The following is a 24,736-nucleotide window of genomic DNA, read 5'->3' on the forward strand; positions in this document are numbered from 1 at the left end:
CGTAGCTGGGCCGGAACATCTGGCGGATGGTACTTAGGAACGGCTGTCGCTCGTATGACCGCTTACGCGGGACCAAAACTCTGAATGGTTTGACGGTGTCCTAAGCGCTGGATGAATGCGCTGAGAATTGGACCCGCAAGGCAAAAATGTCGGCACTTTCCTGCCATTCCAATCAATTCATCGGTACGAACACCGCCTAAACAACTGGCGCCGCATGAAACGCGCGTTGTTCCGGTGCAGGTAGGCAGATATAGTTGCGGGAAATGTCAGGCCGCCTTCGGGTACAGGAAGATTGGCTGTTGACGAGTTCCAATTGTGAGCAATCAAGGGCCAAAACGCGTGAGCTTGAAAAACCGCAACACCCCGCCTCAGCGCCATGAGCTGCGAAAGGTGCGTAATCAGGGGAACAGTTTCCTGGCGCTTGCCTTCATTTTCAGCGTTTTTGTCAATCTGCTTATGCTGACCGGACCGCTGTTCATGCTGCAAGTGTATGATCGGGTCCTTGGGTCACGCTCGGTCGAGACTTTATCAGCGCTATTTCTGCTTGTCGCGCTGCTTTATGCGCTGATGGCGATGTTGGACTATGCGCGCGGCCGAATTGTGGCTCGGTTCGGAGCGCGATTTCAATCAGCACTCGATGAACGCGTGTTTGAAGGGACCATGCGACGCGCATTGTTCCCACAGGTTCGATCAGCACCTGCGACTGCATTGCGAGATCTAGAATCGATCCGTGCATTATGTGCCTCGCCCGTTTTGTTGGCGGTAATGGACATCCCTTGGACTCCAATCTTTGTGGCTGCAATTTTCCTGTTCCACCCGTTGCTAGGCTGGTTGGCCGTCGCAGGCGGAACGCTTCTGGTTGTTATCGCCCTACTAAACCAAGCGTTGACCCATCGCAAAGTGGCAGATGCTCAAATCGCCTCTGCCAAAGCAAATGCATTTTCTGAACACGCCAGACAAGCTGCCGAGGTCGTCAGATCTCAGGGCATGCAGGAAGATGTCTCAAAACGCTGGTTGAACCAACGCACCGAGGCGCTTTCTCAATCCATATCCGCAAGCGACTGGACCGGCAGCTTTACTTCGTTGACCAAGTCTCTGCGGCTGTTTTTGCAATCCGCCATGCTGGCGCTTGGCGCGTTGCTGGTTCTGCGCAACGAAATGACGCCCGGTGCTATGATTGCTGGCACGATCCTTCTAGGTCGCGCTTTGGCTCCGGTCGAAATGGCGGTGGGTCAATGGTCGATGATCGAACGCGCGCGCACGGCATGGATTAACCTGAACACATTTCTTGATTCAACGCCCCCTGAGGCGTCGCGCACCAAACTGCCCGTTCCCAAAGCACATCTTGTCGCAAAGGGCCTGACGGTGATCCCTCCGGGCGCGAAGACACCGACACTACGGAATGCGGCACTTGAGTTGCGCCCCGGCACAGCTCTGGGTGTGATTGGTAAAAGTGGGTCTGGCAAAACAACCCTAGCCAAAGCGTTGTTGGGCCTTTGGCAACCGGCGGCAGGGGAAATCCGTTTGGCCGGCGCTACACTTGATCAATACGACCCTGATGATCTTGGGCAACATATTGGCTATTTGCCACAGCAAGTGACCCTCTTTAACGGAACGGTTGCTGAAAACATCGCCCGGATGTCACAAACCCCTGATCCCGAAGCTGTAGTTGCCGCAGCGAAAACAGCCAATGCGCATGAGCTGATTCTGGGGCTTGAGAAAGGATACGATACCTTCCTTGAGGGCAATGACAGCCAGCTTTCCGGTGGGCAGAAACAGCGGATTGCATTGGCGCGCGCTCTCTATGGTAATCCGGTATTGTTGATTCTGGATGAGCCAAACTCGGCCCTGGATGCAGACGGAACCCTCGCCCTGAACAACGCGGTCCGCGAGCTCAAGAGCGCGGGCAAATCCACGATTATCATGACGCACCGGCCTCAAGCGATCTCGGAATGCGACGATCTTGTCGTTGTCGAGAAAGGCCAGATCGTCAAATCCGGTGGGCGCGATGAAGTTTTGAACACGATGGTCCAAAACGCCAACGTTATCAAAAGGCACCTGAACAAGGTGGGTGAATAATGGCAGACAAGAGTTCACGTCCCGTTTGGAGTATTAAAGCGCCCGCTTTTGTCGGCCTTTTGGCTCTGGCAGTTTTGATCCTGGGACTGGGATTATGGAGCGTCCGCACTGAGCTGGCCGGTGCTATTATCTCGCAAGGTGTGATCGAAGTTCAGAGCAATCGTCAGGTCATCGAACACCCCGATGGTGGCGTTGTAGGCGAGATATTCGTTCGTGACGGTGACGCAGTGGCGCGTGGGGACATGATGCTGCGGCTTGACGATACGTTTTTGGCCTCGGAACAAACGATCGTGGAATCTCAGCTATTTGAGTTACTTGCCCGAAAGACCCGGCTAGAGGCTGAACGGGATGGTGCGAACGCAGATACGTTGAAGAAAAATCTGCAAGAGCTCAAAACCCGCGAATCGATCGACGACGATCTGTTGGAAGGCCAACAACGTCTGTTCAACGCCAGGTTGGAAACGCTGACCCAGCAGATCGACCAGCTTGGGAAACAGAAGATACAGATCCAGAACGAGATTGAGGGGACGCAGGCGCAATTGACGTCACTGAATACTCAGGTTGAATTGATCAGAACGGAGCTCGAAGATCAGCAAGGTTTGCTTGATCGCGGCCTGACGCAGGCCAGCCGCGTTTCTGCATTGCAGCGGGAAGAGGCAAATCTAACAGGGCAAATTGGCAGCCTCGAATCCACAGTTGCGCGACTGACAGGCCAGATCGCTACGACCGAAATTCAAATTGTTGAATTGCAGGCCACGCGGCGCGAAGAAGCCATCACCGAGCTTCGGGATGTGCAGTCTCGCGTTGTAGAACTGGCAGAACGTCGTCTTTCCCTTTCCGAGCGTTTGTCGCGTCTAGACATCCGTGCACCCGTCGCTGGCACAGTTTACGACAGTCAGGTTTTTGCCATCCAGTCTGTGATCCAGCCGGGTGAGCCGATGATGTATGTAGTGCCGCAGGATACGCCCTTGTTGGTCGCAGCACGGGTGGATGCGTTGCATGTGGATCAGTTACATCGCGGACAGGAAGTCGCCCTGCGCTTTCCCGCATTCAATCAACGCGACACGCCCGAGCTGAATGGCCGTGTGATCAATGTCTCAGCAGATTCATTCACAGATGAGACAAGCGGCTTTACCTTCTACCGTGCTGAAGTTGTGCCTGACGAAGGACAACTGGACCGTTTGAATGGCCAGGAACTGTTGCCGGGTATGCCTGTCGAGGCCATGATCAAAACTGATGAACGCACTCCGCTTTCTTACCTGGTCAAACCATTGGCAGATTACTTCTACCGCGCGTTTCGAGAATAGCACCGGTCACGCAGTCTCATTCAAACTGCCTCGATATTGCCAAGCAGTATTGAGGTCATGTCGACCGACAGATCACTATCAACAATAGTGACCTCTGCTCCGGTTTCGTAGGTGACGTTGCTGCGTGAAATTCCGGATAGATCCGCATTTGCATCCAGAAAAACCCACTCAGCGTTGTGCGCAGAAGGCTGGCCAACCGCAACCTGAAGAATTGCCAGTGCATCCAACGCGTTTACCGATCCATCCCGGGTGATATCGGCCGCGATGTAATTTTCGGCCGTTGCCGGACCCCATGTCGGATCAAGTCCAACCGACATGCGCAAAACCTGCAATGCATCCAGCGCTGTTATCTCGCTGCTTGCCGTTGAATACGATTTAATGATGTCCAATTGGCCGGGAAACGCGCCGTCTGGTAGATCCAGATCAAATTCACCTTGTGCATTTGCCTGCGCAACAATTGCAGACCCTCCGTCTGGGGTGAACCGGATTTCAGTATTTCCCAACGCTGCGTTTGGAGTCGTCGAATTCAGCGTGAACCCACCAGCTACCCCGTCTGATGAGTTGTTATCCGGCCCGCTACCCAGATTGACAGGAATATGATCGGGACCACCAAACCCTGCGCCGAATACCTGCTCAGTTGTCAGGGAGGTGCCATTAGCTGAAACAAGTTCTATCGTTTCGTCGCGATAAGCGATTTGGGCGCCTTGAGCGGTGGAAGTGAAATCCAACTGCGCTGGGGTGCGCAGAAAAGGATAATCGGTCAGATCCAAACGATCGGTGCCGGCCTGAAAGTCCGTGATCACAGTCGGGCCACTTGTTTGACGGATCACAAAGATGTCCGCGCCAGCACCACCCGTCATGGTCGTGGAACTAGTGCCCGTAATCAGCATATCGTCCCCTGCTCCGCCGTCCAGAATAGTGTCCAGTATACCGCCTTTTAGCATGTCGTCCTGCGCGGTACCGGTTACTGTTCCGAAGCCTTTGGCAACAATTCCAAGGTCGGCAATCGATACGCTCAGCTGAGTGAGCCCTGCATCCTGTTGAGATGATACAAATATCTGCAGCTCATCCCCCATAGGCGCAACGCTGATCGTTTGGACATTTTGCAATCCACTGTCCAGAGTATCTGCAAAACTATCCATATGGATGAGCTGCCCGTCCGGCGTCATTGTAAACAGCGTGATCCCATCATCCCCGCCCCCAGCCACCACGAAAACCCGACCATCAACCTCAAGGACTGAAAGATCCTGTACGGCCCCAAACCGGGTATGCAGGGTGTCCAGAATATGATCCGTCGGCTTTAACCGCCCGCTGGCGTCCAATTCCATAACGCTTAGCGAATTGCTTTGCGATCCGGCCACAACAATCCATGACTTTCCATAGGCTTGAATTGTCTCAACCGCCGTAGGAGAACTTATGCCCAGCGTCTGGATATCGTCATTACCGGCAACCTCAGAGAGCACGCCACTGCCTTGATCGATCGAATATGACGAGATTGTTCCACTGGTTGCATCTGCGCCGACAATGAAATGATTCGACCCCGATTGCAGGGTCTGAAGCGTACTGGCAGACGCGTTAATGCTATGCGCCGGGCTCAGCGATCCATCACCATTGATACTATAGGTGCCGATCTGGCCTGTGTCCTCATGCGCAAGCGCAAGCAAGTCGCCAGCCCCAATCGTTACCTGGACCGCTGCAGCGATATCCCCGCCGCCCGTCAAAGCATTGGTTTCTTGCAAGGCACCGATAGTGCCATCCGCGTTTAGTTCATAACCCACAAGCCCTGTGGCAGTATCGACGTCGAGGACCAGTTGATCATTGCCCGCCAGATGAATCGGGGTTCCGCTGTGCCCGACCTGATGGGCAATCGAGGCATCGAAATATTGTTGGTCCTGTTCTTGTGGGCCAGCCCCCTCCACAAGGCGCCAAGACACGAGCCCTCCCCCGGATCCGCTCGTGCTGTAAAGATACGTTTCCCCGTTAAACGTTTTTAAAGCCGTATCGCCGATACCTGAATCGAGCGCTGCGGTCCCCGTTGCCACCACTCTTTCGAACTGAAGCATCATCGCCCGTTACCCCCTGCCACCCCTGGCAACACATACAGGATGAAACGATGTTCGGTTCTGAACCAGAACAGAAATGTGGTGAAAACAAGGACTTCAGTTCCAGATTAACTCAAATTTTTCGCAGCGGTCGAATGGCGCAGAAGATCAAACCACAGACCAGATCGGCCGAAAACAGCATATCACGCAACGACCAGCGTCCATCTAATGAGAGGGCAAAATGACCAAAGATACCGTTTCGACCAATAAATCGACCACGGACGCCGGGCCCGATGCGCAACGTACGCGCCATATCCGCAAATGGTTCGACAAAAAACTTCAGCGATGGGTAGGACGCGGGGTTGCTGGCGGCCTTGGCTCGACACTATTCGCATTACCAGCTCTTGCGCAGGCCACCGATGAACAGCTTGCGTCACATCAGTTTGCTGAGTCAATTCCGGGCGTTCGGGTGGCAAAGCTGCTTTCGAATGGCGACGTGCAGCTGAAACTGACAGATGGGCGGACGATTGTTGTCTCTGCCGAGAACGTACAGATTCTGGAAAACGGCACCATAATGGTTGCGGATGAAGTCGTCGGCGTAATTGCACAATTAGGTTTAGCCGCAGAGGCCGCAGGTGCGACCGCAGCGACCGCAGGTGGCGTAAGCGGTGCGGGGCTGGCCTTGGGCGGGCTGGGAATAGCCGGTGCTGCAGCTGCCGGTGGCGGAGGCGGCGGCGGTGGAGACAGCGACGATGAAAATGACGCCGAACCCACCGTTACCCCCTCACCTCCTCGACCGCCCAGCCTGAACCTGGCTGAGCTGCAATCAAACGCATTGAGCAATCTCAGCAGCCAAACAACAGCGCCGGAAGGAACAACGACTGTCGAAGTTACCATCGGATCGGTGACAAAATCAGTCACTCCTGCAGACGACGGAAGCTGGAGCGTTTCACTAACGCAGGCCGAGGCAGCGGCCCTGCCTCAGGGGATTTCGGATGTTTCCGTGCGCCATCTGGATGGTAGCGGGATGGAGCTATCGGCTGAAACCGCAAGGTTCGACGTTGATACCATTCCGCCGGTCCTGACCATCGATACATTCTCGGCGGGTGCGGTAATGAATGCTGCAGAACAAGGTACAAATCTCGAAATCTCTGGCACAACGGATGCCGAGAATGGGCAGACCGTAACGGTAGCGATTGGTGGGCAATCCTATAGTGGCACCGTTTCGGGCGGCGGCTGGAGCGTTTCGGTGCCCGCTTCAGATCTTACCACGCTGCCAGACGGGTCAAGCGTCACGGTGACGGCTGATGTATCGGATCGCGCTGGGAACCCAGCAGATCAGGCCAATGGAAGTTTTGACACTGATCTGACCGCGCCTGATCTGACACTAAACCCAGTGGGTGGCGGTTCAATAGATCTGGCCGATGTCGTTGGGGATCTTGTCTTGTCGGGCACGACCACAGCTGAAAACGGCCAGATGGTCAATGTATCATTCGACGGTCAGGATTACACGGGTTCTGTATCGGGCGGCAGTTGGTCAGTGACGATCCCGAATGCCGATTTGTCTGGTTTGACTACCGGTGTGCCCGCATCCGTTTCAGTTGCCGTCAGCGACACAGCAGGCAATTCGGCAACACCGATATCGGTATCCGTTCCGGTCGATCTCACGGGCCCATCAATTGCAATCACTCCCTTGTCGGTCGGGGCTATCCTGAATGCGGTCGAAACCGGATCTGACCTGGTCGTAAGCGGGACAACAGGGAATATAACCGACGGGCAGCAGGTAACAGTAACCCTTGATGGGCAGACTTATACCGACTCGGTCTCGGGCGGCAGTTGGAGTGTGACAATCCCCAGCGCCGATCTCATAGCGCTTGCCGATGGTGGAGACTTCAATATCACGGGCGACGTGACGGACGCCGACGGCCTTGTCGCCCCGCAAGCCAGCGTCAACTTATCCAAAGATGTCACCGCCCCAACTCTGAGTATCGACAGTTTTTCGGACGGAGCGGTTTTGAATGCTGCGGAACGTGGTACGGACTTGACCATTACGGGCACTACATCCGCCGAAGATGGTCAGACAATCACCGTAAATCTGAACGGCCAATCCTACACAGGACAGGCCTCAACCGGGGGGTGGTCGGTCAGTGTCCCCTCGGCGGATTTGGCGGCGCTACCCGATGGGGCCACGATCAGCGTGACAGCGGATGTCTCGGATGCCGCCGGCAATCCGGCGATACAGGCGACCAACAGCTTCGACACGGACTTCTCCGCCCCGTCGCTCGCCATATCATCACTGTCAGATGGAGCAGTAGTCAACCTGACCGAACAAGCAACGGATCTGGTGGTCTCGGGAACTTCTGATGCGGCCAATGGTACGCAAGTTTCGGTACAGATCATCCAATCCGGAGGTGCGGTTCTGACCGGCGGAATCGCCATAGTAAACGGTGGCATCTGGACATTCACAGCTGCGGCTGCAGACTTGAGCGGCCTGCAGGACGGGCAAAGGTATGACGTGAACGCCTCAATCACGGATGCGGCTGGCAACACGAATGCTGCGACGACCAGTTTCAGCACCGACCTCAGCGCACCAACAATTGCATTGAACCCGCTTTCGGTTGGATCGGTTCTGGATATCGTTGAACAGGGAACAGCCCTCAATGTGTCGGGGACAACAAATGCCGAGGACGGGCAGATTGTAACGATTAGCCTTAATAGCCAGACCTACAGTGCGGTGGTTTCTGGTGGCTTGTGGAGCACAAGCATTCCTTCGGCGGATTTGGCCAGTTTGGCCGATGGAGGCAATTTTGCGGTCACGGCATCGGTTCAAGACGCCGCAGGAAACCCGGCAACCGATGCGACAACCATGTTGGCCACGGATTTCAAACCTATCCTCTACATCGATGATGTGGGTGCCAATAGTGCCGTGTCGCTGATCGATGCACAAAACACTGGAATGACCGTATCAGGCAGTTCCGCAGGCCTGTCTGCCGGACAAGCGGTCGATCTCACGCTTAACTCGGTCTCGCTTGGTTCGGCCACAGTTGCAGCCGATGGGAGCTGGACCCTGTCCGCGCCTGCTGCAAGCTTTGCCTCGATTGAAGCGGGAGACGCCCTCGATTTCGAAGCACAGGCGACAGTCGCAGGCGGCCCCGATCCTGATCCGGTGTCCGAACAGGCAATTGCTCATGTTCCGGCGGCCTACACCATCGTTGAAGCCGGTCGCAGCGGAACGACAGTGACGTTCGAGGTCTACGCAGATTCCGATCGCGATATCTCAAGCGGTCTGGCCTTTACCGCCGAGCTGGGGTTCGATCCTTCGGTGGCGACCTACGATAGCGGCTCCGAGTCAGAAAACCCTGACTTCAATCTCTTTCTGGCTAACCCGAATGGAGGTTCCGCAATCAGTTTCGCGGGCGCGGCCACGAGCTATGGGGATTTATCGCAGCCTGTGGTGACATTTACCATGACAGTTCAGGACGCGAACCAACCCATCGTCTTGACGTTGACCACTCCAGACGGAGGGCCATCACAGCTCCATCTCGGCACCGGTGGGAATGATACCATTACGGGCTCGGATGTTGATGATGTCATCCGCGGCAACCAGGGCGACGACACCATAGATGTGTCCGGGGCGGGTCGAGACGTCATCGTTTTCGAAGCTGACTCATCTTCAAATGGCATTGATACGATCAATGGTTTCACACTGGGCCCAGCAGCCAGCGTTTCTGACGCCTTGATGTTCCAGGGGTTGAATACCACATCGCTTCGCGGCGACGGGACCGGTGTGGAGACCTTGGTGGCCGGCGGCACAATTGGTGCCAACACCGGGTTCATCGGGCTGGAGACCACGCTTTCGGCCCTTGATCTGGATACAATCACTAGCGCAGCCGAAAACCTGAATGGTGCTCAATCAGGTGATGAGATGTATCTGCTGGCAACGGACGGCACTGACAGCATTCTGGTCAAGGTTGACTACTCTGGCCCAGATTCGGCGTCGGTCGAAGCGCTTGCACAGTTCGATGGCCTTTCCGATCTGAGCAGTTTGTCCGACGACAACATCCTGATCACTGACCCAACTGGCGCTTCAGCCTAAACGGCGCTCGTAGCTTGGGGCGATGCACAAATGTAGCCTCGCCTCTTCAAAACAAGAGGATCACATGGCAGAGAACGGCCTTTTCCCAGTTAGCCTTGTACGGCACAGGAATCGATTCTGGCGCCGGTTCACATCATACCAATTTGTTGCAGAGATGGACGCCTGTCCCATCGTCATCTCAGAAGTTCCGCAAATTGCCACATCTTTTCCGATTGTGTTCCTGTCAAACCAAACAGGTTTTTCTCCCGTCGCACTATTCTCAGTCATCCCGGAAATGGCACCGCCCTTCGTCGACCAAAACGGTCGCTGGCTTGCGCCTTATGTGCCCTCAGCGTTGCGTTGCTTTCCATTCCAGGCAGAAGCTATGAAAAAGGGCGACTCTCGGTCACGTCTGTTTGTCGACGAGGATTCAGGGTTGGTTACACATGACCCTAAAGACCAACCATTTTTTACAGTGGACGGACTTTTGACGCAGGATCTCTGCCGTGTGCGCCGCTTTCTGCAAAATCGCCTGGCCTCGGCAAACAAAACGGACCAAGTCTGCTCTTTGATCGCTGAAATGGGTCTGCTTGTACCACTGGGCGAACAGAATGGCATCACTTTGACCGAGGGTTACTGGGGCGTTGATCCAATTCTGCTGGAACAATTGCCCGAGTCTAATAAATTGGCCCTACTTTCTAGCGACGCGCTACAGTTGATTCACGCTCATCAAGTATCCCTGTCGCATTGCGTGTGGCTGTCCAGTGCGCAGAGCCAATCAGGCACGAGGAGTTTAGAACAAAACGACACCTTTGGCGGATTCATGACTGCACTTGCTGAAGAGGTTCGGCACGGACAATGCAAGGAGGGCGCGATCCATGCAATGGGTTAAGTTCGGGCTTGGAATCCTTGGCATAACAGCGGGGTTACTGTCAGTTTCAGCCTGCACCTCAACGCCCAACTTAGCCGATGTCGAGACATCTTTAACGCGAGGAACGACCGGAGCAAGCGCAACAGCACGATCAAAACAACTTTCAAAGAACGCTTATGACCAACAAGTGCGACAGGCTTTTCAGAGCAGTTCGATTGTGGCACGAAGTGGGTCCAAAACAAGGACAATCCAAGCTTACCAGAATGCCGCTAGCGGTGCATTCTTGGCTCAGGCCTTATTGGGGTTGATAGCGCGGCCCGTTCAGACAAACTCCAATAGTAGTGAAGCGCCCCCTTACTGGCGGGTATCGGAAGGTCATGAACCTAGAATGGATGTATTGACTGCGAGATCCCGAGTGTCGGGTACGAAACGCAACGACATGCAGCTACAGGAACGGCTGATTCTGGCAGAACAGAACTTCGCTTTGGCCAATTACACCTCATCGATCCGAACCGAGCACATTCTGGATTTTCCGGGGTTCACGATGGACGCGCTGGATAAGTCGCTATGAATGTTGATCGTGCAACTCTGACCGAACTGGAAGCTTGCTTGTTGAATGTCGCGGCGACACTTGAGCGACCGTTGACAGTGGCAGCACTGAACGCCTGCCAATCTGGTGATACAGGTCAGTTGACCGTGCGCGATGCGATGCACGCGGCACAACGAGCAGGCCTGCAGGTCGGGTTTGGTGCGCGAAAGCTGTCCGCATTTGATGCATCGCTGGCACCTGCGATCTTGTTGTTGGAAGGCGATCGCGCCGTTGTGTACCACGGGCGCACGCGCAATGGCGATCTATTGCTTTACGACCCCGCTTTGGATGACGGTATCGGAGAGGTTCCTGAAAGCGGCGTGGGCGAAGTCTACACGGGCTATGCATTGTTGTTTCGACCCTTGCACCGCGACGAGGTTAACGCAGATCAAGCGGATCAGCGGGGTCATTGGTTCTGGTCGGCCCTTTCCGCAAACCGCTGGTCTTACGTTCAGGTGGCGCTGGCTGCGGCGATGGCAAACGTTCTGGGACTTACGACCTCAGTCTTTATCATGATCGTCTACGACCGGGTCTTGCCCAACGAGGCGACCGAGTCGCTGATTGCTTTGACGCTTGGCGTGGGGCTGGCGCTTCTTTTTGACTTCGCGCTGAAGCTCCTTCGCGCGGGGTTCATAGATCGCGCCGGCCAGAATGCTGACATGTCCATGGGACGGCGAGTATTTGACCAGGTGCTGAATATTCGCATGTCGTCCCGAACGGGCTCAACGGGTGCAATGGCCAGTACCATCCGCGAATTCGAAACTTTGCGTGAATTCTTTACTTCTGCCACACTCGTCGCTGTCGTAGACTTGCCATTCATCGCGGTATTCATATTCGCGATCTATATGGTGGGCGGCCCGCTGGCGCTTGTTCCGGCACTCGCTGTACCAGTCGTTCTTCTCAGCGGACTGGCTGTTCAACCGATCCTGTCGCGTCTTGCTGAACAAAGTTTTGCAGACGGACAATCCAAGCAATCTGTTCTGGTTGAGGCTGTATCAGGCTTGGAAACCATCAAGACAACCGCCGCCAGTCGGCAGATGCGAATGCGGTGGGAAGGTGCAATTGCACGCCAGTCAAACTACGGATCACGCAGCAGGGCCGTTACTCAATTTGCCCTGAACCTAACTGGATTTACTCAGCAGGCCGCGCAAGTTCTTATCGTCTTTTATGGTGTATTTCTGATCACGGATGGCCAGACGAGCATGGGGGCACTTGTTGCGTCGGTGATGCTGACCGGCCGTGCCCTGGCACCGCTGGGACAATTGGCGCAAACCCTGACACGTGTCAATCAGGCACGCAGTGCCTACCGCAATCTGGACACGTTAATGCAGGCGAGCAACGAGCGGCCTGAAGGCAAATCTTGGATCAGCAGATCCGAGTTTTCCGGGCGGATAACGTTTAACAATGTTCATTTCGCATATCCTGATCAAACGGAAGACGCGATGAAAGGTGTTTCATTTACAATCGAACCCGGTGAAAAAGTCGCTGTCCTGGGCCAGATTGGGTCGGGCAAGAGTACGATTGCGCGACTGCTGTTGGGCCTCTACCAACCGCGCGTGGGCTCGGTGATGTTGGACGGGCTGGACATTCGCCAGATTGATCCCGGCGACTTGCGGCGAAATATTGGTTCAGTCTTGCAAGACATCTGGCTGTTTTCCGGTACCGTCCGGGAAAACATTGCCAGCGGGTCGGTGCGACCGCGTGATGATGAACTGATCCGTGCAGGGCGCATTGCAGGTGTCGAAGATTTTATCGCGCGGCACCCACGGGGCTATGATCAGCCTGTAGCCGAACGAGGAGAAGGATTGTCAGGTGGTCAAAGGCAGGCGATTGCATTGGCCCGGGCGCTTATCGGGCATCCTCCTGTCCTGCTGCTGGATGAGCCTACGAGCGCGATGGACGTCAAATCCGAATCCGAAATTATACGCCGCCTTAAAAAGACCACGCCAGATACCACGATGATCATCGTGACGCACCGAACCAGCCTGCTGGAACTGGTTGATCGGGTCATAGTGATTGAGGATGGCAAAATTGCGATGGATGGACCCAAAAACATCCTGACGCAGACAGTTTGCAAACCCGGGAGGCATCTGAATGTCGCGGCATCCTGATCTGGAAAGCCTCGCCCGTGAAATGCGTGGAGGGTCACCGCTGCGGGGATCATTGCTGCTGCTCCTGATACTCAGTTGTTTGATAAGCGCCGTCGCCTGGGCTCATTTAACTGAACTCGACGATGTCGTGAGGGCAGATGGGCGTATCGTGCCATCCGGCGATATTCAGGTGATCGAAGCGACCGAACCCGGTGTTTTGCGGTCCGTTCACGTGCGCGAGGGTCTGGTGGTTGAGGCTGGTACATTGCTGATGGAGCTGAATACTACTCAGATCGAACGAGAGTTGAGCCAAGAGCAACAGCGTGCCTTTGGTTTGATGGCCCGCGCACAACGTCTACGTGCCGAAATCGATGGGGCTGAGCTTGAGTTCGACGACGATCTTCTGACTGGCGCGCCAGATGTCGTGCGGTCAGAGACTGCGCTGTACCACGGTCGGCAAGCAGAACTTGAAGCTGAGATTGCAATTCTCTCTCGACAGCGCGAACAGCGGCAACGCGAGTACGAAGAGGGATTGGTTGACCAGGTCACGTCAACCGAGACCCTGAATGTGTTGGCCGATGAGCGCGCAATGATGGTGCCATTGGTCGAACAGAAGATGGAACCGGCAACAACCCTTTTGGCCCTGCGCCGTAGCGAGGCGGAATGGAAAGGCCGCAAGGTCAGAGCAGAGGCGATGATCAACCGGTTGAAGGCTGGGCTGGATGAAGTGGATGACAAGGTCCGCGCGACGCGCAGTCGGTTTCGTAGTGCCGCACTAACTGATCTGGCTTTGGTTTCGGCAGAGCTTGCCGCCTTGCAACCTGCCCTACCCTCTTTGCGTGACCGTGCGTCTCGCGCGCAGATCCGGGCCCCCGTACGGGGTGTCGTAAACCGGATTCACCGGACGACGATCGGCGGGATGGCCCGAAGCGGTGAGGAACTGATTGAGATTGTTCCGTTGGACGACAGATTGTTGGTGGAAGCCTATGTCCGGCCCAAGGACATCGCCTTCCTGCACCCAGAGCAAAAGGTCAAAATCAAGATCACGGCCTACGATTTTTCGCGGTACGGCAGTCTGGATGGTGAGATCGTTCGAATCGGTGCCGACACCATCACTCGCTCGGAACGAAGTGAAGAAGAGGTTTTCGTCGTCGAAATTCAGACTTCAGACACGATGTTGGGTGCGGGTGGTACAGCGGTTGAAATCATCCCAGGAATGATCGCTCAGGTCGATATTCTGTCGGGGCGAAAGTCAGTTCTGGATTATCTGATCCAACCTGTTCTGAAGATAAAAGACGAGGCGCTGCGCGATTGAAGAAAACGACAGATGGGCAGCAGATAGCAAAGCGCCAGCCGATAGACATCTTAGGCGTCGGGGGGGACCGACGACTAAGACCAGGTCACGTCACCAAGAAAGATATATCCCGCACCATATATCGTTTTAATAAGGCGCGGGTTTTTGGGATCTTCGCCCAGCTTCGTTCGCAAGCGGGAAATCCGAACATCCATAGCGCGGTCAAAGCTGTCACCTGCCCCGCCACCCAACATGTCCTGCATGCGCGCGCGGCTGATCAGGCGTTTGGGACTTTCAAGAAACAATCGCAGAACCTCACCTTCGGCGTGGCTGAAAGGTGTCTCGACGCCATCGGCATTGATCAAGACATATCGATCAAACTGTGCGGTCCAACCATTGAATTCGGCTATGTCTGAATTCGGCGTTGCTGGTCCAGTAGAGCGTAGCCGGGCGCGGACCCGAGCAATTACTTCGGCTGGATCAAATGGTTTGGTGATGTAATCATCTGCGCCAAGCTCCAATCCCGTTACCCGGTCCTGTACCTGAGCGCGGCCTGAAATGATGATGACGGCAGCACCTTGCTCAAGCGCAAGTTTGTGCACAAGTGCAAGACCGTCGGTATCCGGCAATGATAAATCCACCAAACACAGATCCGGAGTGACCCTTTTCAGCGAAGCTTCAAATTCACGGGCACGTGAAAAGCTCTGAGTTTGAAACCCGGCATCTTCCAGCGCTTCCGTTAGGATACGGCGGATTTCAGGTTCGTCATCGAGAATGGTCACCAAAGGTTGTGTCATTCAGGCGGCCTCGGTTCGGATCAACGCCGACAATTGCGACGATGTGAATGGTTTGCTTAGGACGGGTGCACGGGTCAATGCCTGATGATGTAGCGGGTCATTTAGCGGCAGCGACGTCATCAGTATACAGGGCAACGCACCATTCAGGCGGTCGACAATGTCGATCCCAGTGCCTTCGCCCTCCAGCTTAATATCTGATAGAACCAGCGCGATATCACCGATTTCCGACGTCAAGGTCAAAGCTTCATCGACCGAGCTTGCCTCGATCACCGAACACCCCAAATCGACCAGCATGTCCCGGAACTGACTGCGCAGGTCATCGCTGTCTTCAACCAACAAAACGAGACCCGCTTGCGCGGACGGGGCAGGACGGTAGGGCAAACGTATCACGACCGAAGCACCAGAAGGCGTGTTGCGCAAATTAAGGTCACCGCCCGCCAGCTTTACCGTGTCGTAGACCATTGGAAGTCCCAACCCCGAGCCATCGCTGCCTTTGGTGGAAAAGAATGGGTTTAACGCTTTCTTTAATGCTTCCCCGGTAAACCCCGGGCCAGTGTCCGACACCGTGATCTCAACCCATATTGTCCCGATTGCATGCGCAGTGATCGTGATCTGGCCCGATGTGCCGCAAGCATCCCGCGCATTCAGAACCAGGTTCAGCAGTGCATCCTGAACCATGCCGGGATCTAGCATCAGCGCCTTGTCGGGTAGAGTATTGACCACCGACAACCCCATGCCCCGCGGCAAGGACGGGGTGGCAAGGATTCGCAAATCTTCAAGTAAACCGCGCATATCCGTCGCCTGAGGTTGAGGCGTGCGATTGCCGGTCATGTCTGCGATGCGATTCAGCAATTGCCCCCCGCGTCGGGCAGTTTGTTGCGTAGCCGTGACTAGCTGATCGGCTTCCTCGGGCAGATTCATCCTCTCTAATCGCGCCTGCATGCCCAGAATGATGGTCAGCAAATTAGAAAAGTCATGGGCAAGCCCGCTTGTCATCTGCGCCGCCATGGCTCTGCGCCGCGTTTGCTGAAGGGCGACACGGGCTTGAGTTTCTTCGGTGATATCCACCGACATGACATAAACACCACCCGCTTTATCCGGGGTGAATGATACCCGAATGCGGCGTGAATCCTGATCTTCGGTAAACTCGAAAACCGAAGGTTGGCCTCCATAGGCCTGTTCCAGATGTGGCTTTACCCGGTCATAGGCAGATGACCCCAAAGCCTTTGAAATATGAAGGCCCAGAATGTCAGACGGACGGCCGGGCATGACCGAACTGAGGCGGCGGTTTGAGTAATCGTATCGTCCATCGGCATCCAGATGCGCGATATGAGCCGGCATCATCTCGGTCGTCATCCGCGTGCGGGCCTCGATCTCGGTCAGTTGACGCTTGGCTTCTTCCAGCGCGGTGATGGTTGCGGCCAGTTTGCGGTTTGTTGCAGAAAGCTCTTCGGCATGGCTCAGAAGTTGGCCAGACAGTTCTTCTGAACGGGCGCGCAGCAAATCTTCTACCCGCTTCGTGCGAGTTATGTCGGTATAGACGGCCACCCAACCCCCATTGGGCAAAGGTGCACCTTCAACCGAGATCACCTGACCATTGGGCCGGGTGCGCTCCATATAATGCGGCTCGAACGCGAGGGCCTGTGAAACGCGTAGCTCGACCATCTCGTCAACATCGCCGACCGAACCGTATTCCCCGCGGCTAGCGAGAAAATAAATTGTGTCGCGAAACAGAGCCCCCGGCTCGACAAGTTCGTTTGGCAGGTCGAACATTTCCTGAAACCGCAGGTTGCTGACAACGAGACGCAATTGGCTGTCATAAATTGACAGCGCCTGACCGATCAGGTTCAGGCCAGCCGTGGTCATCGCCTTGATGCGCTGTTCGGAAATGTCCAAATTCATCCTCCCCTGCGCCCATGGGTATCACCAGTTCAGGCGCAGGTGTAGGGAGATTTACCTATCCGTGCAGCGGCAAATTGTTCGCGGCACGGTAGGCTTGAACATAGCCGCGTGCCACTGATCGAACGGCTGTACCAATCTGCGAATAAGCCTCGTCCGGCAGGTTGGCAAAGGACACACGGGCCGACCATCCGGGCGCATCAAATCCGCTGCCGTTCAGCAAAACGATGCCATAGTCTTCGGCCAGCTTGAACGCGATATCCAATGGATGAACATTCTGCTTGATCCAAGCCACGACATCTTCACCGACATATTTTCGCAACCAGTATTCGAAATCGATGATGCCGTAATAGGCGTCGTAATGCTCACCTGCCTGCACCTCGATGCCCATCGCTTCGGTCAGCAGTTTGAAACGGCGATGAACCAACTCCATACAGGCGGTCTGATAGATCTTCTTGCTGTCGACCAACTCACTGAGTGAAAACAGTGTCATCATCACCTGCTGCGGCAGCGACAGGCCCGCCGTGTGGTTCAAAGCCACATCGCGGCTATCGGCCACAAGCCGGTCGATAAAGCGAATGTCGCGCGGTGTCAGGCTAAGCGTGCCATAGCGCTTGTCCAGGGCCTGTTTGATCTCATCCGGGTGATCCGCCAGTTTCAGATCGAAGATGTTGTCTTGCGCGACAGCAATCACGCCAAGACGCCAGCCGGTGCAGCCAAAGTACTTGGAATAGGAATACACCCCGATCGTGTTGCGTGGCAGATGGCCCATGACCGAGGTAAAATCATGCACAAAGGTGCCGTAGACATCATCCGTCAACACGATCAGATCGGGACGGTGGTTTTCCACCAAATCCGCCAGTTTTCGCAGTGATGCGGTGCTTAGTGCAACCGAAGACGGATTGCCCGGGTTGACCAGAAAGAACGCCTTTACCTTGGGATCTTTCAGCTTTTCCACTGCGGCATCCGTCAGTTGGAAGCCGTCTTCCTCGTCGGTTTCCACATGGACGGATTCAAGGCTGTAATCCTCAAGCTCTGGCATTTCCAGATAGGGGGTGAAGATCGGTGTACACAACGCGATCGTATCACCCGGGTTCAGCAGCCGATTGGCTTTGAGAGACTTGAAGATATAACACATCGCCGCCGTGCCGCCTTCGACTGCGAACAGATCGAACTGAGCGTCAGGCCGGTGACCTCGGCACATGGACCACATCAGGTATTCATGGGCAATGGTGGCATTGTGTTTCAGGATGCGGTCAGGCACCGGATAGTTATCACCGATGATCGAATCCGTCAGTTCATGCACAAACTCGTCCGCATCGAAATCAAATGCGGATATGGCATGCGCCACGAGCTCAAGCAGCGTATCGACGCCCGGCGTGTCGGAATGATCAGACGCCCAGCTCTGCAGCCGTCCATGGCAACCTTTCTGCGCCGGCATTCCGCCTAAACCAGCGGGGTGGTCCATCACACGTTTGGATTCAGTTATGGCAAATTGACCAAGGGCAAAGAACGCCTCACGCGGACGGGTGGCAACCCAGTTAGGATTGCCGCGCCCCGCGTTCAGGAAAGCACTATTGGCCTTACGCGCCTCGGCCGAGGCCAGTTTGATCAGCTCATCCTTGATCTGAAACGGGCTGAGTGCTTCGTAATCGTGCAGCGTTACTCTATCCATAACGTGAACCTCTCCAAATCAGCTTAGGATCAAAACAACGACCATCCCGAAGATGGTCAATAATGTATTTCCGATCGCATACGGCATTCCGTAGCCAAGCGCCGGGATGCGACTTTGCGCGGCTTCCTGGATCATACCCAACGCCGCCGTCGTGGTGCGCGCACCTGCGCAGGCACCAAACAGAATGGCCGGGTGGAATTTGAACACGTAATGCCCGACGTAAACTGCAAAGATCATTGGTAGCGAAGTCGCGACGATTCCCCATAGCAGCAGCGCAATACCGGCCTGTTGCAGTCCCGCGACAAATCCCGGCCCTGCGGTGATCCCTATCACCGCGATAAACACGTTCAGACCCAGAGTGTTCATCAACCAAAGCGCCGGACCCGGGATGCGCCCAAAGGTCGGGTGCACCGTACGCAGCCAACCCAGCACCAGCCCAGCCAGCAGCGCGCCTCCGGTAGTGGAAAGGCTGATCGGGAAACCACCCATCATGACTGACAGTGTTCCAATGATGCCGCCGATGAAAATCCCCCAGCCTACAAAGGCCAGATCTGTGGTGTCTACCGGGCGGTCGGCATAGCCAATCTGGGCAACTGCGGCCTCGACATGCCGCTTGCTGCCCTGAATTGTGACGATGTCACCACGATGCACGACTGTCCCGGGTAGCAGCGGCAAATCCTGCATGTTTCGCATCAGTTTCGAGACATAAATGCCCCGCGCGATCGACAGTTTGCTTAGCTCTTCAAGCGTCTTGTTATGAACCTCTTTGCTGGTGATCAGCACATCCAGTTTTTCCGACGGTATGCTCAGCAGATCAGGCGCGTCAGCTTCTGTAAGATTGGTCTCAAGCAAACCCACCAGATCAGCGCGGCGGCCTGAGAACATCACAACATCTCCGGCCTGCAATATGGTGTTATCATCTACCTCTATGATCTTCCCGTCACGTCTCAGGCGTTCGGCATAGATGCGGATACCGGGCATCAGATCTTTGACCGGTTGCCCTAGCAAATCGCTACCTTCTGGGATCTCAAAGGCCCGCGCCTCGATCGCGCGATATGCCGAGACGATGCCATCACCGGTTTCAACCGACGTCGTGCCACCCAGCTTAGCCTCATATTCCTTGCAGGCCGCGACCAGATCGACGCCAATCAGACGCGGGCCGATCTTGGCCAGAATGATGGCCGACCCGATTGTGCCGTAAATATAGGTCACCGCATAGGCAATCGGAATCTGGTTCGCATAGGTTTTGGCCTGTTCCGCCGACAGGCCCAGCTGGCCGATTTGGTCGGTGGCAACACCGATCGCCGCTGAAATCGTCTGCGATCCGGCATAAAGCCCCGCGGCATAGCCAAGTTCCAGACCCGCGACCTTGGCTGCGATGATCGGGATTACAAGGCAAAGTGCGAGCACGCTGAGCGCAAAGAACACCTCGCGCGCGCCGTCTGCTTTCAGGCCGCGGATGAACTGAGGTCCGACACCGTAGCCCACAGCAAAGATGAACAAGATGAAGAAAGTCGATTTGACCGCCGAGTCGATTTCAATCTGGGCCTGCCCGATCACCACCGCCGCCAACAACGTTGCCGTGACCGTGCCCAGACTGAACCCCATCAGTTTCCAGGGACCAACGAGAAAGCCGATACCGATGGACAGGAACACCGCCAATTCAGGGTAGTTTTGAAGAATATGCACCAGCCAATCGACCATCAATCACCTCTCAATCCGCGCCTGACAGGCATTTGAGGCAAAAGCCGGAGACAAGGTGAAGAAGCGCCCAATTGGCCCACTTGCTGCCCGACCAAGCCGCCTGTTCGAACACACAACCGCAACAGGAAAACTTCGGCCTCACGATACCTTACAAAGGACATTTGTCTATAATTATCTGAATATTAATAGTTCTGCTTGTCCGCCCTCATTCAGAACACCCTGACTGAGCCTGCCCCACAATGCAAACACGCGAAACGCATGGCTCGCCCGCTCTGCCTGCTCCAGAATCGGAACCATGGGCTTCACTGTCGCTCTACCGCAATGCGCGGGCGCAAAATCCTGAGGGGTTCGAACAAATCCATTGCAGCGACCCGGTGTTTGCCATCACATACCGCTATGACACGGCCGACGATTATTTCCGAGACCAGCGCAACCGGCGTTTGTATCCGCCTTGCCGGAGATCTGCGCACTCAATCGTTGGATCGTGTCGAAGCAGGTTTTGCCGCCCAAAAGCCCAACGGCCAAGATGTCATTGTGGACATGTCGCAAGTTGAATCGCTGGATACTGGAGGGGCCTGGCTAGTCGCCAATCTGGTGCAGCGGATGGGAAGCGAGGGCGCTCAGGTCCAGCTCGAAGGGTTGGCCCCTGCGCATTCGTCATTGATCGAAACAGTATCGCACAACATACCCGAGGTTACAGGAGAAGAACTGCCGCCGTATGGCTTTGTGAATTGGGTTGCCCGGATTGGGCAAAAAACTTTTGGCGCCTGGCAGGACACATTATCAATCATCGGCTTTCTTGGCCTTACTCTGCATCGATTGGTCCGGACTCTGATCATGCCATGGCGACTGCGTCGTGCTGCCTTGGTGTCACAGATGGAGCAAGTCGGCTTCAAGGCGCTGCCGATTGTGTCCTTGATGGGTTTCCTGATCGGCGTCGTTCTGGCCTTTCAGGGCGCGACGCAGTTGAAACAGTTCGGGGCTGAGATCTTTGTTGTCGAATTGATCTCCATCTCGATCCTGCGTGAGCTTGGTATCCTGCTGACAGCGATCATCGTCGCTGGTCGCTCCGGTTCGGCTTTTACGGCTTCGATTGGCTCGATGAAGGTGCAGGAAGAGATTGATGCGATGCGCACCCTGGGGTTGGATCCGATTGAAGTTCTGGTCATTCCCCGTGTTCTGGCGCTGTTGATCATGTTGCCCATTCTTGGCTTTGTTGCCGATATGGCTGGCCTGATCGGCGGAGCGTTGATGAGTTGGATCGACCTCGGTGTCAGCCCCGGCATGTTCCTGACCCGGTTGAAGGAAAATACCGGCGTCGCACAGCTTGCCGTCGGGATGATCAAGGCACCGTTCTTTGCACTGGTGATCGGTGTCATTGCCTGCTGGCAGGCTATGCAGGTCAAAGGTTCATCCGAAAGCGTTGGTCAGCGGACGACAGCCTCGGTCGTGCAATCGATCTTTATGGTCATCGCCATCGACGCCCTGTTTTCGATCTTCTTCTCAGAGTTGGGGATCTGACATGGATGGCGCCGCGCTTCAGGACAAGCCCCAATCCGACACGAAACGCGAAGCCGTTATTCGTGTGCGCAATTTAACCAACCAATTCGGCGAGCAAGTGGTCCACGACAACCTCAACCTCGATGTCTGGCGCGGTGAAGTGCTGGGTGTTGTCGGTGGATCGGGCACTGGGAAGTCCGTGCTTTTGCGTACGATCGTCGGGCTGAACAAGCCCAAGTCGGGAAGTATTGAGGTTCTTGGCGTCGATGTTCTTAATGGCCCCGAAGAAGAACGTCAGCGGATCGAAAGAAGCTGGGGTGTGGCATTCCAGGACGGTGCGCTGTTTTCCTCACTGACTGTATTGCAGAACGTGATGGCGCCTCTGCGCGAGCACACGGGTATCAGTGAAAAATTGATGGCCGCACTGGGTGGTCTGAAGATCAGTCTTGTTGGCTTGCCTCAACTAAGTTGTAGCAAGTTCCCTTCGGAACTGTCCGGCGGAATGCGTAAACGCGCCGCGTTGGCCCGCGCCCTGTCGCTGGACCCTGAAATCGTTTTTCTGGACGAACCAACTGCCGGGTTGGACCCGATCGGGGCCGCCGCATATGATGAACTGATCGGGGAACTTCAGCACACGTTGGGGCTGACCGTGTTCATGGTAACGCATGATCTGGACAGCCTTTATGCCATATGTGATCGCGTCGCGGTACTTGCGGAAAAACGCGTGCTGGTTGAAGGTCCGATAGAAGAGATGACCAAGGTCGACCATCCTTGGGTTCAGGAATATTTCACAGGCCCCCGCGCCCGTGCGGCACAACAGAAGGGGCAGGACAGGTAGAGGCGATGGAGACCCGAGCGAATTACATCCTGATCGGTGCGTTCACCCTGGCGGGCATCCTTGGTGCCTTCGGGTTCTTTCTGTGGCTCGCCAAATTCGAAGTGACCCGGCAATACGCCTATTATGATGTGTTGTTCGACAATGTCTCGGGCCTGTCGGCTGCAGGTGGCGTAAATTACAACGGCTTGCCTGTGGGTCAGGTGGTTTCCCTGGACTTGGACAAAGATGACCCGTCAAAGGTGCGAGTGCGGCTTGAGGTTGATGCCGACATCCCTGTTACCAAAGAAACCATCGCACAGTTGCAATCTCTGGGTGTGACAGGGGTTGCTTATGTTGAGCTTTCCGGCGGGTCCCCAACCGCAGAAAGGCTGGCCCAGAACAGTGTCATCCCAAGCAAGCGCAGTTCGATTCAATCCTTGCTTGAGGGTGCGCCAGAGGTTCTGGAAAAGGCGGTCACCCTGTTGGAGAACCTCAATTCGGTTGTTGATGACAAAAACCGAAAGGCGGTGTCGGATATCCTGAACAATCTGGCAGAAGCGTCGGGCAAGCTGGATAAAACTCTGACGGATTTCCAGTCGCTCTCGTCCGATTTGGGCGGTGCGGCCAAAGACGTTGGAGAATTTACCAAGAGACTGGATACGTTGGCGAACACGGCCGAGACGACGTTGAGCACGGGAACGGACACGCTGAAGAGCATCAAAGAGACCTCAGAATCCGCCAAAACAACGCTAGAGACTGCAAATAACGCCATTGCCAGTGCTGAAAGCGTGATTCAGGAAGATATCCGGCCCTTTATCGAACGCGGGTCAATCCTGGCCGAAAGGCTGACTCGGCTGTCAGATGAAGGCAGCGTTACGCTTGAGGTAATCAGCGAGACTGTTCTGAATGCAAACACCACCCTTGAATCGGTTACATCGACTATGGATTCAGCCAAAGGGGCGCTCGATTCAGCAGAGAGGGCGTTTGACTCGGCAAACCGCGTGATGGACGAGGATATCTCACCTGTCGCTGAAGATGTGAGTAAGGCGGCCAATCAGGTTGCGGAAACCGTCTCGAATATTACCGAAAAGATTGACAAGATTTCCGACGATGTTCTCAGCGCCTCCCAATCGGCGTCGGATCTGCTGGGAACCATCGACGGGATCGTTCAGGACAACCGCCGTCAGGTTTCGGACTTCTTGCGCGTTGGGTTGCCTCAGTTCATCCGGTTCATCGAGGAATCACAGCGTCTGGTCATCAGTCTGGATAGATTGGTCGACAAGGTCGAACGCGACCCGGCCCGCTTTTTGTTAGGCACCCAAGCATCGGAGTTTCGTCAATGATACGGCCCTTAATATTGACTCTGGTTTTGGCCGCTTTGACGGGCTGCACGGGCTTGGGCACGCTGCGGCAGGCTTCTAAGCCCAATGACTTGTATTTGCTGACACCCAAAAGCACGTTCTCGTCATCGCTGCCGCGAATCCAAAAACAGATCGTTGTCGAAGAGCCCACAGCGACGGCTGCCGTGAACACCGATCAGATCGCCGTGCAGCCCACCTTGCTTCAGGTTCAGTATCTGCCGCGGGCCCGATGGGTGGATCGCGCTCCGTTAATTGTGCAGGCGCTGATGGTCGAAAGCTATGAAAATTCCGGCAAGGTCGCGGCCGTAGGACGTTCGACTGTAGGCCTGAGAGCGGACTATGTGATCGCGCCTGATCTGCGCGAATTTCAGGGCATCGTCATCAGCGAAACCGAAGACACGAAGACGGTCCGCGTAGAAGTGCGCATCAATATTAAGATTATCGATGAGTATGAGGACAAGATCATCGCTTCAAGCTCATTCCAGGAAGCAGTGCTGGCGACCAGCGATAAAACACCCGAACTGGTTGAGGCCTTTGATATCGCCTTGGGCAAGACAATGCGGGATGCCGTGGAATGGAGCATCCGCAAAATCCATACGCATACGCTCAATAACCCGCGATCAACACCTAGCTAGC

Annotated in this window: 16 protein-coding genes; 11 read left to right on the plus strand and 5 right to left on the minus strand. The window is 55.3% G+C overall.

What is annotated here, in order from left to right; genetic code table 11:
• Window positions 1-339: 339 nt before the first annotated feature.
• Both ACR0BT_RS06595 and ACR0BT_RS06600 read left to right on the plus strand, forming a co-directional pair.
• Window positions 340-2,079: a type I secretion system permease/ATPase gene (locus tag ACR0BT_RS06595; protein ID WP_170394562.1), complete on the plus strand. Its 1,740-nt coding sequence runs from the start codon at window positions 340-342 to the stop codon at window positions 2,077-2,079.
• Window positions 2,079-3,386, plus strand: coding sequence for an HlyD family type I secretion periplasmic adaptor subunit (locus tag ACR0BT_RS06600; RefSeq protein ID WP_480762758.1), 1,308 nt, complete (start codon window positions 2,079-2,081; stop codon window positions 3,384-3,386). Before ACR0BT_RS06595 ends, ACR0BT_RS06600 begins: the two co-directional genes overlap by 1 nt.
• 20 nt (window positions 3,387-3,406) lie before the next feature.
• Here the strand turns inward: ACR0BT_RS06600 and ACR0BT_RS06605 are convergent, their stop codons facing one another.
• On the minus strand, window positions 3,407-5,320 hold the full coding sequence (locus ACR0BT_RS06605; RefSeq protein ID WP_480762759.1) for a M10 family metallopeptidase C-terminal domain-containing protein: 1,914 nt from the start codon (window positions 5,318-5,320) through the stop codon (window positions 3,407-3,409).
• Between the two features lie 349 nt (window positions 5,321-5,669).
• On the opposite strand from ACR0BT_RS06605, the gene ACR0BT_RS06610 reads away from it, so the two are divergent.
• The 5 genes from ACR0BT_RS06610 (at window position 5,670) to ACR0BT_RS06630 (ending at window position 14,368) form a co-directional block, all read left to right on the plus strand.
• Complete coding sequence (locus tag ACR0BT_RS06610) at window positions 5,670-9,524, plus strand: Ig-like domain-containing protein (RefSeq protein ID WP_480762760.1); 3,855 nt, start codon at window positions 5,670-5,672, stop codon at window positions 9,522-9,524.
• 64 nt (window positions 9,525-9,588) lie between these two features.
• Window positions 9,589-10,395 carry a SapC family protein gene (locus ACR0BT_RS06615; RefSeq protein WP_480762761.1) on the plus strand — a complete coding sequence of 269 codons (807 nt, stop codon included), beginning with the start codon at window positions 9,589-9,591 and terminating at the stop codon, window positions 10,393-10,395.
• 394 nt (window positions 10,396-10,789) lie between these two features.
• Entirely contained in the window at window positions 10,790-10,945 is a 156-nt protein-coding gene (locus ACR0BT_RS06620) for a hypothetical protein (protein ID WP_170608973.1), read from the plus strand.
• Window positions 10,942-13,074 (plus strand): type I secretion system permease/ATPase, encoded by a 2,133-nt coding sequence (locus tag ACR0BT_RS06625; protein WP_480762762.1) that lies wholly within the window; start codon window positions 10,942-10,944, stop codon window positions 13,072-13,074. The genes ACR0BT_RS06620 and ACR0BT_RS06625 overlap by 4 nt, the downstream gene beginning before the upstream one ends.
• Window positions 13,058-14,368, plus strand: coding sequence for an HlyD family type I secretion periplasmic adaptor subunit (locus ACR0BT_RS06630; RefSeq protein ID WP_480762763.1), 1,311 nt, complete (start codon window positions 13,058-13,060; stop codon window positions 14,366-14,368). The genes ACR0BT_RS06625 and ACR0BT_RS06630 overlap by 17 nt, the downstream gene beginning before the upstream one ends.
• Before the next feature lie 74 nt (window positions 14,369-14,442).
• On the opposite strand, the gene ACR0BT_RS06635 is transcribed toward ACR0BT_RS06630, so the two are convergent.
• Genes ACR0BT_RS06635 through aspT form a run of 4 tightly spaced genes read right to left on the minus strand, consistent with a single transcriptional unit; the run spans window position 14,443 to window position 20,422 of the window.
• On the minus strand, window positions 14,443-15,144 hold the full coding sequence (locus ACR0BT_RS06635) for a response regulator transcription factor (protein WP_170394537.1): 702 nt from the start codon (window positions 15,142-15,144) through the stop codon (window positions 14,443-14,445).
• Window positions 15,145-17,046 carry a PAS-domain containing protein gene (locus tag ACR0BT_RS06640; RefSeq protein ID WP_480614389.1) on the minus strand — a complete coding sequence of 634 codons (1,902 nt, stop codon included), beginning with the start codon at window positions 17,044-17,046 and terminating at the stop codon, window positions 15,145-15,147. It abuts the gene before it with no gap.
• Window positions 17,047-17,101: 55 nt separating this feature from the next.
• Window positions 17,102-18,718: a bifunctional aspartate transaminase/aspartate 4-decarboxylase gene (locus ACR0BT_RS06645; RefSeq protein ID WP_480762764.1), complete on the minus strand. Its 1,617-nt coding sequence runs from the start codon at window positions 18,716-18,718 to the stop codon at window positions 17,102-17,104.
• 18 nt (window positions 18,719-18,736) lie between these two features.
• Window positions 18,737-20,422, minus strand: a complete 1,686-nt coding sequence (gene aspT / locus ACR0BT_RS06650) for an aspartate-alanine antiporter (protein ID WP_480762765.1) — start codon at window positions 20,420-20,422, stop codon at window positions 18,737-18,739.
• Window positions 20,423-20,818: 396 nt separating this feature from the next.
• Here aspT and ACR0BT_RS06655 point away from each other — a divergent pair, with 396 nt between their 5' ends.
• Genes ACR0BT_RS06655 through ACR0BT_RS06670 form a run of 4 tightly spaced genes read left to right on the plus strand, consistent with a single transcriptional unit; the run spans window position 20,819 to window position 24,735 of the window.
• A complete protein-coding gene (locus tag ACR0BT_RS06655; protein ID WP_480762766.1) occupies window positions 20,819-21,943 on the plus strand; it encodes an ABC transporter permease in 1,125 nt (374 codons plus the stop codon).
• A 1-nt stretch (window position 21,944) separates the two neighbouring features.
• Window positions 21,945-22,760, plus strand: a complete 816-nt coding sequence (locus ACR0BT_RS06660; protein ID WP_170394521.1) for an ABC transporter ATP-binding protein — start codon at window positions 21,945-21,947, stop codon at window positions 22,758-22,760.
• A gap of 5 nt (window positions 22,761-22,765) precedes the next feature.
• Entirely contained in the window at window positions 22,766-24,082 is a 1,317-nt protein-coding gene (locus tag ACR0BT_RS06665) for an MlaD family protein (protein ID WP_170394518.1), read from the plus strand.
• A complete protein-coding gene (locus ACR0BT_RS06670) occupies window positions 24,079-24,735 on the plus strand; it encodes an ABC-type transport auxiliary lipoprotein family protein (protein WP_170596158.1) in 657 nt (218 codons plus the stop codon). Before ACR0BT_RS06665 ends, ACR0BT_RS06670 begins: the two co-directional genes overlap by 4 nt.
• Window position 24,736 lies beyond the last annotated feature (1 nt).

It is taken from the genome of Ruegeria sp. CJ6 (assembly GCF_056536665.1).

What these genes read in the sequence shown, in the direction of transcription:
- ACR0BT_RS06630 (WP_480762763.1), top strand. Translation starts at nt 13,058, where the DNA reads ATGTCGCGGCATCCTGATCTGGAAAGCCTCGCCCGTGAAATGCGTGGA.
- ACR0BT_RS06615 (WP_480762761.1), top strand. Translation starts at nt 9,589, where the DNA reads ATGGCAGAGAACGGCCTTTTCCCAGTTAGCCTTGTACGGCACAGGAAT.
- ACR0BT_RS06635 (WP_170394537.1), bottom strand. Translation starts at nt 15,144, where the DNA reads ATGACACAACCTTTGGTGACCATTCTCGATGACGAACCTGAAATCCGC.
- ACR0BT_RS06645 (WP_480762764.1), bottom strand. Translation starts at nt 18,718, where the DNA reads ATGGATAGAGTAACGCTGCACGATTACGAAGCACTCAGCCCGTTTCAG.
- ACR0BT_RS06640 (WP_480614389.1), bottom strand. Translation starts at nt 17,046, where the DNA reads ATGAATTTGGACATTTCCGAACAGCGCATCAAGGCGATGACCACGGCT.
- ACR0BT_RS06660 (WP_170394521.1), top strand. Translation starts at nt 21,945, where the DNA reads ATGGATGGCGCCGCGCTTCAGGACAAGCCCCAATCCGACACGAAACGC.
- ACR0BT_RS06655 (WP_480762766.1), top strand. Translation starts at nt 20,819, where the DNA reads ATGACACGGCCGACGATTATTTCCGAGACCAGCGCAACCGGCGTTTGT.
- aspT (WP_480762765.1), bottom strand. Translation starts at nt 20,422, where the DNA reads ATGGTCGATTGGCTGGTGCATATTCTTCAAAACTACCCTGAATTGGCG.
- ACR0BT_RS06670 (WP_170596158.1), top strand. Translation starts at nt 24,079, where the DNA reads ATGATACGGCCCTTAATATTGACTCTGGTTTTGGCCGCTTTGACGGGC.
- ACR0BT_RS06665 (WP_170394518.1), top strand. Translation starts at nt 22,766, where the DNA reads ATGGAGACCCGAGCGAATTACATCCTGATCGGTGCGTTCACCCTGGCG.
- ACR0BT_RS06610 (WP_480762760.1), top strand. Translation starts at nt 5,670, where the DNA reads ATGACCAAAGATACCGTTTCGACCAATAAATCGACCACGGACGCCGGG.
- ACR0BT_RS06625 (WP_480762762.1), top strand. Translation starts at nt 10,942, where the DNA reads ATGAATGTTGATCGTGCAACTCTGACCGAACTGGAAGCTTGCTTGTTG.
- ACR0BT_RS06600 (WP_480762758.1), top strand. Translation starts at nt 2,079, where the DNA reads ATGGCAGACAAGAGTTCACGTCCCGTTTGGAGTATTAAAGCGCCCGCT.